This window comes from Winogradskyella marincola (assembly GCF_029624125.1).
GTDB classification, from domain to species: domain Bacteria; phylum Bacteroidota; class Bacteroidia; order Flavobacteriales; family Flavobacteriaceae; genus Winogradskyella; species Winogradskyella marincola.
This window is the reverse complement of the sequence record NZ_JARSBN010000006.1, coordinates 23,703-36,220: the sequence shown is the minus strand read 5'-3', so window position 1 is coordinate 36,220 and position 12,518 is coordinate 23,703. Positions and strand designations below refer to the sequence as shown.

Below are 12,518 nucleotides of genomic sequence, written 5' to 3'. Positions count from 1 at the left end.
TTACAATGTAAAGATACTAAATGTTTAACTATTTGTTTTTAAAGTTAAACAAAATTTAACTAAACTTAGAGTAAGCAGATTTATGAATTAGGCTTTTTGTGATAAATAGTATTTTTTTCTTAACCAAAATGCGACTCTAACTAATAGTATTAAAGCAGGAACTTCTACCAAAGGACCAATAACACCAGTAAAAGCTTGACCAGAGTTAAGACCAAATACAGCAATAGCAACAGCTATGGCTAATTCAAAATTATTACCAGCTGCTGTAAAAGCAATAGCTGCATTTTTATCATAAGGTGCACCCATCGCTTTGCTTATAAAGAAACCAATAAGAAACATTAGCACAAAATAAATTAATAATGGTAAGGCTATGATAAGTACATCTCCAGGAATTTCTACAATCAATTCCCCTTTTAATGAAAACATAATTACAATTGTAAATAATAATGCAATGAGTGTTAACGGTGAAATAGCTGGAATAAACTTTTGAGTATACCAAACTTCACCTTTAAGCTTAACAAGTACAACACGCGATAGAATGCCAAGTAAAAAAGGTATTCCTAAATAAATTGCAACACTTTCTGCAATGGTTCCAATAGAGATGTCTACGATGGCACCTTTAAACCCAAAATAGGGAGGAAGAACAGTGATAAATAGGTAAGCATAAAAACTATAGCCAAACACCTGAAAAATACTGTTAAGAGCCACTAAACCAGCTCCGTATTCACTACTGCCTTCTGCTAAATCATTCCAAACTAAAACCATAGCAATACAACGCGCCAAACCAATAAGAATGAGTCCAACCATATATTCTGGATAATCTTGCAAAAAGATTATAGCCAAAACAAACATTAAAGCAGGACCTATAATCCAGTTTAAGACTAAAGAAATGGACAATATTTTTACATCCTTAAATACTTTTGGTAGCAAGCTGTAATTAACTTTTGCCAGTGGTGGATACATCATTACAATAAGTCCGATAGCAATAGGAATGTTTGTTGATCCACTACTAAAGGAATTAACGATTTCAGGAAATTCAGTGAAAAAATTACCAATAGCAACACCAACAATCATAGCTAAAAATATCCAAAGCGTTAGGTAGCTATCCAGAAAACTTAGCTTCTTTTTCATTTATGATATATGATTTATTTGAGAAAAGATAAACTTCATTTCTGTAGCAATTTGCACGCTACGTTCGTTATAAATCTCAGTTTGTTGCGGTGTGCCATCTGATACTTTAGGATCTTCGTAAGTAATAGGAATTCGCTTTTCTGCACCAGCAATAAAAGGGCAACCTTGATCTGCCGAAGAGCAAGTCATTATGGCTGCAAATTCATTTTGAGGATTAAACTCTGAAGTAATGGTTTTTGAGAATCCGATGATAGGATGCGCATTTTCGGCATATTTTAAACTGTACACAGGATTGTTGCCTTCAGATAATGGTTCTACATTAAATCCAGCGTCAGAAAGTGTTTCTGCTGCTACAGGAAATAAGGCTGTTGCTTCTGTACCTGCAGAATAACAAAACAAGTTTTCTATCCCAAAATAAAAGCCAGTCGCTTGTGCCCAAGCTTGTGAGAGGTGACTTCTTCTGGAATTGTGCGTGCAAATAAAATTGAGATTTACAGTTGCTTTAGCATCAACTTTAGACTGAATAAAATCTATTAAAGGTTGAAGTACTTTTTTTCGTTCTTCAGAGATTGAAGTGGTATCAAAGTCCTCAATAGTATCTTTTAATGTTGAATATATCATGGTTTAGTTTTTGGATTTAACAACAGTTGCCATCAGGTGAACAACATGGTTCATCATCAGTTAAGGTTGAAAGTTGACGTTTTGGTTTAGCTTCAGGAATACCACATTTGTCTTTAGCTAAGCAATCAGTTTGCTTTGTGGTTAATAAGAAGTTAGTGCCATCGAATTCTAACCCAAATTTTCCAATCGTTTCACCTTGGTATTCTACTTCAATAGGAAGGTTTTCATTAATGTTTAATTTTTCAATGGAAAGGTTAATGATGTTCACTAATTTTTCAGGATGTAGCCTGTGATCATAGTCATCGGCATTCCATAATTGAAAATTAACAACGTCTTCGTTTCTTATTGTTCCTCCACAATCGATAAATAGTTTGTTTATTTTTCCGACTTCAGTAACATGAAAATGCGAAGGAACCAAGTCTCCATTAGGTAATTGAAAAGCAATCTTATCTAGAGTACTTAAAGCTGATGTAATCTCTTTTAATGTCATAATATTTTAAGTTTAGCAGCAGTCGCTACTGTTATTATTTTTTTGTTCTATAAAGTTTGAGATAACAGATTTCATGTTATTCCAGTTTTCTTCATCTATACAATAGCAAACACTGGTACCTTCGATGTTTCCTTTTATAAGACCAATGTTTTTTAATTCTCTTAAGTGCTGGGAAATAGTGGCTTGTGCTAAACCAATTTCGTCTACTAAATCGCCACAAATACAAGTGTTAGATTTAAAAATCTGTTGTAAAATGGCAACTCTGGCAGGATGAGCAAATGCCTTAGCAAGAGTTGCAATTTGGTTTTGTTTTGTTGAAAATTTCTCTGATTTCGTTAATCCCATAATTTGATTAATTATTATATTGCAATATTACGATAAAAGAAATTTAATAATGTTATATAGATGTTATTTCTTGTGTTAAAGTTTCATTTTAAGGATTCGTTAACATTCTTAGGTAGGCTTATATTGTAATTTTATCGTTAATAACAATCAACACTTTTCAAAAATGAAAAAACTAATACTTTTTGTATTTGCATTGACGCTTACAGTTTCTGTAAATGCTCAATTACAAACACCACAACCTAGTCCTTATAGTAAGGTAGAGCAGAAGGTTGGATTAACAGATGTTACAGTAGAATATTCTAGACCAAACATGCGAGGCAGAAAAATCTTTGGAGATTTAGTGCCATTCGGAAAGTTATGGAGAGCAGGAGCTAACAAAAATACTGTTGTTACTTTTAGTGATAATGTTACAGTAGGCGATAATGAGTTAAAGGCTGGTAGCTATGCAGTTTTTATTACTCCTTCAGAGAAATCTTGGGAAGTTGTTTTTTACACAGATACTAATAATTGGGGAACACCACAAAAATGGGATGAGTCTAAAGTGGCAGCTAAAGTAAAAGCTGAAGTTTATGAATTACCTATTGATATTGAGACGTTCACAATTTCTTTTGATGATTTAACTAATGATTCTGCAATGATTGGTTTTATGTGGGAAAAAGCATACGCAGCTGTTAAGTTTGATGTGCCTACTAAAGAAAAAGTAGCAGCGTCTATGGATAAAGTAATGTCAGGTCCTTCTGCAAATGATTATTATTCTGCTGCAGCATATAATTTATCTGAAAATATAGATTTAGACAAAGCTATGGAATGGATTGATAAGGCTGTAGAAATGACAAAAGACGAGCCTCGTTTTTGGTTTTTAAGAAAGCAATCCTTAATTCATGCTGCAAATGGAGACAAAAAAGGTGCTATTGCTGCCGCTAAGAAGTCTCTTGAAGGTGCAAAAGAAGCAAAGAATGCAGATTATATAAAAATGAATGAAGATTCTTTAAAAGAATGGGGAGCTATGTAAGGTAGTTTCGTTTCTAACAATAGAAAATAAAAAGCGCAATCAATTTGATTGCGCTTTTTTATTTTATACCATTTGCTATAGAGAAAAACTTATGCAGTTTTTTTGTTGAAGACTTGTAAAAGGTTTGCAATTATGATGACTACAACACAACCAAATAAATTGAGCCATAGATAAGGCATCCAGTCAAAAGCCCAACCAATAATTACAATAAATTGTGTGATAAGTGCACCTATAAAGACCGCATTTCCTTTTATGTGTTTAAAGAAAAAGGCCAGTAAAAAAATACCAAGAACATTACCATAGAATATAGAACCGATTATGTTTACGAGCTGAATTAAGTTTTCTGCCAAATCTGCAAAGCAGGCAATAATTATAGCTACAATTCCCCAACCAAATGTAAACCACTTGGTCATGTTTACCATGTGTGTTTCACCTTTATCTTCTTTGAGATTTCTACCATACAGATCAATAGAGGTAATCGTTGCTAAAGCATTAATTTCTGATGCAGTTGAAGACATAGCTGCCGATAAAATTACAGCCAATAATAAACCGATTAAACCTGTCGGTAAATGATTCAAAATAAATCGAATAAACATGTAATCTCGGTCATTGGTCTGTGTGTCTTTGGCAGCGTCTTTATAGAGTGTTTTTAATTCAGCCGACTTGGTTTTGTAAGCTTCGCTTTTAGGGTTAGACTCTAGTTGTTTAACTGATTTTTCTAGAGCGATATAGCTTGCCTTATATTCTGGATCAATGGCCTTTTTAATTAAGAATTTAGACTCTAAGCGATAGCTCTTTTCAATACTATCTATTTGAAATAATTCTTGTTTTAACTCAGGTTTATTCTCTTTTGCATAAGCAGAACTAAGGCGTTGCTTCATATCAAACAATTCTGATTGTTTATTTTGAAGTGCTCTGTATTCATTTCCATATTCTGAAGCTAAAACGATTTCAGTAGACTTATCAATAAAATTTAATGGTGAAGGATTAAACTGATAAAACACAAATACCATAACACCAACCAGAAGAATAAAGAATTGCATAGGCACTTTTAGTAGTCCGTTAAAGAGTAAGCCCATTTGCATTTCCTTCATGCTTTTTCCAGAAAGGTAGCGTTGCACCTGACTTTGATCGGTACCGAAATATGATAACATTAAGAATGTGCCACCAATAAGTCCTGTCCAAACAGTATAGCGATTTTCTAAATCGAAAGAAAAGTCCAATACCTGCATTTTTCCTGTAGCACCTGCAATATCAATAGCATCTACAAAAGAGACGTCATTAGGTATAAGATTAATGATGATGATTAACGCAGCAATCATACCTGCAAAAATCACAAACATTTGCTGTTTTTGGGTTACTGTTACAGCTTTAGTACCACCAGAAACGGTATAGATAATAACTAAAACACCAATGATGATGTTGAGCGTAACAATGTTCCAGCCTAATACAACAGATAGAATAATGGCAGGAGCGAATATGGTAATACCAGCAGCTAAGCCACGCTGAATTAAGAATAAAATAGCAGTAAGCGTTCTGGTTTTTAAATCGAAACGATTTTCGAGAAATTCGTAAGCCGTATATACTTTAAGCCGATGGTAAATAGGAATAAATACCAGGCAGATAATAACCATGGCAATGGGTAGTCCAAAATAAAATTGAACAAATCCCATACCATCAGAAAATGCCTGACCTGTGGTAGAAAGGAATGTAATGGCACTGGCTTGTGTTGCCATTACAGACAAACCGATAGTCCACCACTTTGTAGAATTACCACCTCTTACATAATCCTGAACATTTTTACTACCACGTGTTTTCCATGTGCCATAACCTACAATTATAGCTAACGTAACAATGAGAACGGTCCAATCTATCCAGTCTAAAGTCTGTTGCATAAGCTTAGGCGAATGAAGCAGTTATAAAATAAAATAATACGATATAAAGTGCATTTGCAATGAGTACGATGGTGTACATCTTATCCCATTTTTGTTTTGGTTGTTGGTTTTGCATATTAATCAGTTGTTAGTGGATGGAGGTTAGTTTTTTAGTTTATTAGTCTCTTCTTTACCAGCAGAAAGCAGGTTAGCAAAAAGACGATATGCGCCAGAAACACCAGCAGGAAACTCTCTAAAAAAGCTTAATCCTGTGTATATGTAGTTTCCTTTTCCGTATTTGGCAACCAAGAGACTCCCTTCTTTAGAAGACTCGCCTTTATCGTTCATAGATAGAAGTGGTGTAAATTCTTCTGACCATTCATTTGGGAAATATAAACCACGTTCTTGTACCCAACCTTCAAAATCTTGTGTTGTAATTTTATTAGGGAAATTTAAAAGTGAATGGTTAGGATTAAGTATGGTTACCGAAGCATTTTCATCGGTAACACGATCTCTTGAAAGTTGTAAATGGTATGGTGCTAAATCATCAACTTTTAGACGTCTGTTAGTGTTGTACTGTACGATAAGGTTTCCGCCTTCTTTAACATAATCTAGTAAGAATTTTTGTTTAAATTTTAATTCATCTAAAATATTGTAAGCTCTAATACCAACAACAACAGCATCAAAATTAACCAGGTTTTCAGCTGAAATTTGTTCAGGTTTTATGATGGTAACGTTGTAGCCAATTTGTCTTAAACTCTCTGGTACTACATCGCCAGCACCTTCAATATAGCCAATGTTATTGCCTCGTTTTTCAATATCTAAACGCACCACTTTACTTTCGCTAGGCATCAATACAGTCTGAAAAGGAATATGACTGTAATCGATCTCAATAAGTTCGTCTGTATAAAAATTACCGTTGATGTTTACCATTGGAGTAATAAGACCTTCGCTTTGAGTTTTTGGAGGAATTACAGTAAATACAACTTTTTGAACATCGCCTTTATTTACAATTTCAATTTTTTGCTTTTGCGGAAATACAGTCCAATCATTAGGATAAGCCATTTGCACATAGCCTTCAATAGCATCTCTACCAGCTTTTACAGTCACTTCAATCTCTTTTTGTTGATCGTTGTCAAAAATGAAAACTTTGTCAGATATGCTTGCAGAAACTTCTGGTATCACTTCAAAAGGTCTGTATAATTCACCTTTATCTGGCTCAGAATAACGATAAATAACTGACTTTGTAAAGGTTATTGGAGTTCCTTCAATATTGAGATTAAAATCAACAAAAACAGCTCTTGGTGTTTCAGGACGACCAATTAAATCCTGGTTGTCTACATGATACATACCAAGTGTACTCTTTTTATTTAACCAATATGGAGTGGTGTAAGAAGCGTTTTTTGGTATGGTTATGCCTTCATCAAAATTTAAACGTTGATTGTTCTGCATCTTCATGTTTTTTGAAGTGCCACTGTTTAGAGTAGAAAGCTTGTAGGACACTAAATCTATTGTAGCATTACTACGGTTTAAAGCTTCAATGTTAAGGCTAACCGTTGTGTTTGGTGCTGTGTAAGGTACATTTGCTGAAGCTTCTAGATATAAGCCTGCACAAGCTTCAATAATTGTTTTTAGTTCTTTGGTTTTAACCGATTTCCAATGCTTGTCTTTTATATTTTGAAGTAGTTTGTAAGCTTCTAATAATTGTGGTAGGTGTGTTGCAGGATTTCTAAAATTAAAATTTTGCTCTACCTTATAAAGAATCTCTCCAACGGCTTTTCCACCTTTTACACGACTCCAAGAGGTATCAATACCTTCAAAAATATTATTGCTACCGTTTAGAGGTTCGCCTTTAAGAAACTCAATATATTCTTCTTGTGTACCTCGTTGCGACAAACGTCCAAATCCTTGACATAAATGCTGACTGCTTGCAATAGCAGCAACTTCATTGTTAGATAGGCCTTTAGAAGGGTAGAAGACACCAATATCAAAATTTAGCATGTTGCTTTTGTCGGCTTCTTCAAACTTTTCCTGGCTACCATAAAACCACCAAGAGGTATTAAAAAAGATACGTTTTGGTTGCCAGGTGTCTGTAAGTTGTAATTGCGAAGCATATTTTGAAGCATCGTTAGCTAAATCAAAAGCTTCCATACTTAACATGGCAGAGCTTGTATGATGACCATGAGTTGTACCTGGCGATCTATGATCGAAACGATTAATGATGATGTCTGGCTTAAAATTTCTAATCGTCCAAACCACATCAGATAATACTTCGTCTTTGTTCCAAATGGCTAAGGTTTCGTCAGGATGCTTAGAATAGCCAAAGTCGTTAGCTCTAGAAAAACGTTGTTCGCCACCATCTACACGACGAGCTGCTAATAATTCTTGAGTTCTTATGACTCCGAGAAGTTCTCTAATTTCTGGTCCTATAAGGTTTTGTCCACCATCTCCACGTGTTAATGAAAGGTAAGCAGTGCGCGCTTTTACCTGGTTAGACATATAAGAAATTAATCGCGTGTTTTCATCATCTGGATGCGCTGCGATATAAAGCACTGAGCCCAAAACATTAAGTTTTTGGATGGCTTCGTATATTTCTGAGGAATTGAGTTTTTTGGGTTGTTGTGCTGATAAAGTAGTTAAACAGCTAAAAACAAAGAGAATACAGAGTCTAATCTGAAACATGTGGTTATTTAGTTAGTGTGCTTTTCAAATATAAAAAAGTTGGTTACTATAACCTTGTTTTTAGGGTTTGTTTAACGGTTTTATGCATGAGAAGTTAGTGGTCTTATTTCGAAAAATTTTAGGATATGGTATAACTTAAAAAAAATAACGGTTTGAGGGTTAACTCAAACCGTTATTACTTATATAACTTGTTGAAGATTGTTTTTTCGTTTGTTAGGTTACTTCATATACTTATCTAAAAATGCAAGCACTTTTTCGGGATGTCTACCAAAGTAATTGTAACCATCTTTAAATCTAAAAGGCGTGTTTTCTATCCAATGGATTTCCTTTTCTTTACTACCAAGAAGATCAAAAGTCTTTTGTCCATCTTCAGGGTTTTTAGTCCAAGCATCATCTTTTACTTGTATCATAAATACAGGCATTTTTACGTTTGGTGCTGCTGTATGCGGTGTCATTTCATCCATTAACCATCCGCCCATTTTTAATAATTCAAAGTCAACCAAATCTAAATATTGACTTACACCTTGTAGACCTGAAAACGCTTCATAAATAGCTCTCATAGACACAACCATTGGGCTTACCATACATGCTACATTTTCAAATAATTCTGGATAACGACTAATGGCTTCGTATTGGGAATTTCCACCCATACATTGACTGTAAAGTGCAACTTTCATTTTGCTTAATCTTGGGTGATTATCTACATATTGTTTTACACCAACACAATCACGCCATTCTAATTGGCCTATTCCGCTAACTCCGTTGTTAGATGATCCGCTTCTTCCGTGATTTCTTATGTCGTAAGCCAAAACATTGTAACCAGCATCTGTTAAATGTTTCATTTGAATTACAAAATCAATTTCAACATTGTCGTATCCACTAAAGGGTAAGCCAAAATGTCCTTGAAATCCTGAACGGCACATAGGTAAGGCGTGATTAAAAATTACTAATTTGTTACTTTCTCCACCTTTTGCAGGAATATACCAACCATCTAAAGGCACACCATCTACACCTTTAAGAAAAACATCTTCCCAATCTGTCATTCCGTAGTCATCTGGTGTTTTATGAATAACACTTCTAAAAGGTTTACAAACATTAGCCAATCCTATTACTTTCTCATAATCTGCTTCAGAAATTTCATTTAGCTGTTTAATCGCATTTTCTATTCTTTCTTTTGACATTCTTGCTTTATGAGTCGAAGCTCTTTCACTTCCGGCTAGATTTACTTCATTTTCCATTGTATATTATTTTAAATTAATGATACAACAAAATTACAGAGAGCTGTCTGTTTAGGACTAAAACAGATTACTTGAAGACTGAAACAAATTACTGTTTACGAAAAATAGTAGGTGTAACACCAACTTCTTTTTTAAATAATCGGGTGAAATAGGTTGGGTAATCAAAGCCTAAACTGTATGCAATTTCGCTTACAGAAAGTGTTGTTTGTTTAAGTTTTGATTTGGCGATTTGCAAAATGTAATCTTGAATATAGTTTTGGGCAGATTTACCTGTGAAATGTTTAATTAAATCACCAAAATAATTTGAAGAGAGATTAGATTTGTTTGCAAAATAACTTACCGTTGGTAGTTTTTTGATTTGTGTAGCGTCATTAAAATAGGCATCTAAATTTTTCTGAAAATCAGCTACTACTTTGTTGTATAATGAACTTCGTGTATCAAACTGTCGTTTGTAAAACTTTTCAATATAAGTTAGAATTAAATTAGCGTAGGATGTTACAATGTCTTTTGAAAACTCTGTGTTATTGTATTCGGAATATGCTTTTTCAAATAAATCTAATAAAATTTCTTTCTCTTCATCCCTTACAAACAAAGCCTCGTGATTGTTGTAATGCATAAAACTATACCGTTTTGCATATTTATCGAAAAAATTAGAACTGATTAAAATGTTATAACCAGTCATAGGTTTTTCTAAATCCCATTCTAGAGTGTTGTTTGGTGCATCAAAATATAGAAAAGAGTCTGTTTTATCAAAGTCTGTTCGACCATAAATATCACTATCATCAAAATCCAGTTTTAATGCCAAAAGATAAAAGCCAATTTTTATGGGTTCTGACTTAAGAGGGACTTTGCTTTTATCATCATAGAGCACCATTAAAATATCTTCGTCTTTTAGGGTTTCTATATTTAGGTATTCTGCGAAGTCTGGTATGTTATATTTTTGGTTCAATAGATGTTTATTAAAAAAGGATTTATCTTTTTGTTGAAGAAAAATACTAAATTTTAGAGGTTTTCCGAAATTACCGTCAACATTGGGTTTTAGTAAATGTATAAAAATAGAATGTCCTTATGGTAAATAATCTCGGTGAAAACTTGTAATTATAATGACGAATTTTTCAAACAATGCACCAAAATTCATTAAAAATGAAATAACGAATACGATATAAACATTCTTTCCAAATTTTTTGTGTAATAGAACTAAAGGAAGAAGACAATTAAAAAACAACATCAGCCAGTAAGCCCAAGCATATGGTCCTGTAGCTCTTTTTATAAATGCATAATTACTAGAGTGAGGCAACATAAGTATGAGTAGCCAGCATAATATAGTTATAACACAATAGCTGATTATTATCCACTTAATAAATTTTAAAGGTACAGCTATACTATTTGCATTAATGGATATTTTTAGGACGATAAGTAGTAATACAGGTAGATAAATATAGGAAATGATGTGCCTACTTATGAATATTGGGATTTCAAAAAGTTTATCTGCTAACTCCATCAAGCTAAGTTACAACCACTTTTTTCGTTTGAAGTAATAAAGCATAGCCAAGAACATTAAAATCATAATTCCCCAAAGTACATGATAGCCATATTTGTAATGCAATTCTGGGATGTTTTCAAAATTCATACCGTAGATGCCAGCTATAAACGTAAGCGGAATAAAAATGGTGGCAATGATAGTAAGGACTTTCATCACTTCGTTCATTTTATTGCTAATGGTAGTCATGTACATATCCATTAAACTCCAGATCATTTCGCGATAGATGTCGATGTTTTCAGATACTTGTATTAAGTGATCGTAAATATCTCTGTAATATGTTATGGTGCGTTTGTAGATGAGAGGATGCTCGCCTTTTTCTATACGATTTATAATTTCGCGAAGCGGAAAAATAGCACGACGAACTTTTAATATTTCTCGTTTAAGTTGTTGTACTTCAATATTTATGTTTTCTCTGGCATGACCAGAAAAAAGTTCTGTTTCTAGATCTTCAATTTTATTGCCTAGAGTTTCAATAATGCTAAAATAATGATCTACTATAGCATCTATGAGTGCGTACATTAGGTAATCGGATTTTAAGCCTCTAATGCGTCCATTACTCAATCGGATGCGTTCTCGTATAGATCCAAAAACATCTCCTTCTGCTTCTTGAAAAGTGATTACGTAGTTTTTTCCGAGGACAATACTCACTTGTTCTATGATAATATTTTCGTCTGTATCATAATAGAGCATTTTTAGCACTACAAAAAGATAATCATCGTACTCATCTATTTTAGGACGTTGTGTTGTATTTACAATATCTTCTAGTACTAAAGGGTGTAAATCGTACTGTTTTCCTATGTTTTCTATCTGTTCTGTATGCTTAAGACCATCTACATTTATCCAGGTAACAGAGTCTGTTTCTTTGTAGTTTATGGCATCTTCTATGTTTAGAAGAACAGATTCTTCAATATGGTCTTTAGTGTAATCAAAACATTCAACATGAAAATCTTTGTCGGATTTTTGACCTGTGTAAATAAGGGTTCCAGGAACTTGTCCTACATGTTTTTTGTACTCTTGGGTACGCTTTTTAATCTTTTTTTTCAGCATAATTTATAGAATACTACTATCGTCTAAAGCATCTTTCTCCATTAAAGTTACAGCTTTTTGAAGAATTAAGTTGTTTGGATAGGTAACCAAATCTCCATTGTCTTCTCTTAGAATAAGTTGAAAGGCTCTAATATCTTCAATAATAGCTTCTACAGGATAGTCTTTATCGTGTATTTTTATTTTATCACCTACTTTATACGGAAACGAGAAAAACATAATAACACCAGAGGTGACATTGCTTAAGATAGACCATACAGCAAACAAACCAACACCAATTACAGCAAAAACAGAAGAGAATACAAGGGTTATGTCTGATGATTTAGCACCAAAAATAAAAGCTTCAATCAATAGAGCAAGTAATACCAAAGTTACAGTAGCATATCTGCCAATAAGAGCTGCTCTGGCTTCTGTTGTACCGCTTTTTTGTCCTATTTTTTTTACCGTAAGTACAATGATTGCTCTAGTGACTAACAATATTATTAATACTATAGCTGTGTATATTAATTCGTCTTTGTAAACCGACATATTTTTAATT

General features: G+C 33.5%; 11 protein-coding genes. 1 reads left to right on the top strand and 10 read right to left on the bottom strand.

The features are described from left to right. Window positions 1–87: 87 nt before the first annotated feature. The 4 genes from arsB to P7122_RS11440 are packed head-to-tail and all read right to left on the bottom strand — an operon-like array spanning window position 88 to window position 2,587. Entirely contained in the window at window positions 88–1,131 is a 1,044-nt protein-coding gene (gene arsB, locus P7122_RS11455) for an ACR3 family arsenite efflux transporter (protein WP_278005940.1), read from the bottom strand. Further along, window positions 1,132–1,752, bottom strand: coding sequence for an arsenate-mycothiol transferase ArsC (locus P7122_RS11450; RefSeq protein ID WP_278005939.1), 621 nt, complete (start codon window positions 1,750–1,752; stop codon window positions 1,132–1,134). It abuts the gene before it with no gap. Window positions 1,753–1,768: 16 nt separating this feature from the next. Further along, complete coding sequence (locus P7122_RS11445; RefSeq protein ID WP_278005938.1) at window positions 1,769–2,242, bottom strand: DUF6428 family protein; 474 nt, start codon at window positions 2,240–2,242, stop codon at window positions 1,769–1,771. Window positions 2,243–2,254: 12 nt separating this feature from the next. Next, the gene (locus tag P7122_RS11440) at window positions 2,255–2,587 is read right to left on the bottom strand and encodes an ArsR/SmtB family transcription factor (protein ID WP_278005937.1); all 333 of its coding nucleotides are present in this window, start codon (window positions 2,585–2,587) and stop codon (window positions 2,255–2,257) included. 163 nt (window positions 2,588–2,750) lie between these two features. Between P7122_RS11440 and P7122_RS11435 the strand changes: the two genes are divergently transcribed. Continuing rightward, complete coding sequence (locus P7122_RS11435; RefSeq protein WP_278005936.1) at window positions 2,751–3,599, top strand: DUF2911 domain-containing protein; 849 nt, start codon at window positions 2,751–2,753, stop codon at window positions 3,597–3,599. Window positions 3,600–3,688: 89 nt separating this feature from the next. On the opposite strand, the gene P7122_RS11430 is transcribed toward P7122_RS11435, so the two are convergent. From P7122_RS11430 to P7122_RS11405, 6 genes are all read right to left on the bottom strand, one after another. Further along, window positions 3,689–5,494 carry a sodium:solute symporter family protein gene (locus P7122_RS11430; protein WP_278005935.1) on the bottom strand — a complete coding sequence of 602 codons (1,806 nt, stop codon included), beginning with the start codon at window positions 5,492–5,494 and terminating at the stop codon, window positions 3,689–3,691. A 141-nt stretch (window positions 5,495–5,635) separates the two neighbouring features. Continuing rightward, window positions 5,636–8,155 carry a PIG-L family deacetylase gene (locus P7122_RS11425; protein WP_278005934.1) on the bottom strand — a complete coding sequence of 840 codons (2,520 nt, stop codon included), beginning with the start codon at window positions 8,153–8,155 and terminating at the stop codon, window positions 5,636–5,638. A gap of 218 nt (window positions 8,156–8,373) precedes the next feature. Continuing rightward, window positions 8,374–9,393 carry an alpha/beta hydrolase family protein gene (locus tag P7122_RS11420; RefSeq protein WP_278005933.1) on the bottom strand — a complete coding sequence of 340 codons (1,020 nt, stop codon included), beginning with the start codon at window positions 9,391–9,393 and terminating at the stop codon, window positions 8,374–8,376. 88 nt (window positions 9,394–9,481) lie between these two features. Continuing rightward, window positions 9,482–10,342: a helix-turn-helix domain-containing protein gene (locus tag P7122_RS11415; RefSeq protein ID WP_278005932.1), complete on the bottom strand. Its 861-nt coding sequence runs from the start codon at window positions 10,340–10,342 to the stop codon at window positions 9,482–9,484. Between the two features lie 561 nt (window positions 10,343–10,903). Further along, entirely contained in the window at window positions 10,904–11,983 is a 1,080-nt protein-coding gene (corA, locus tag P7122_RS11410) for a magnesium/cobalt transporter CorA (RefSeq protein ID WP_278005931.1), read from the bottom strand. A 3-nt stretch (window positions 11,984–11,986) separates the two neighbouring features. Beyond that, window positions 11,987–12,508 (bottom strand): mechanosensitive ion channel domain-containing protein, encoded by a 522-nt coding sequence (locus tag P7122_RS11405; RefSeq protein WP_278005930.1) that lies wholly within the window; start codon window positions 12,506–12,508, stop codon window positions 11,987–11,989. Window positions 12,509–12,518: the final 10 nt, after the last annotated feature.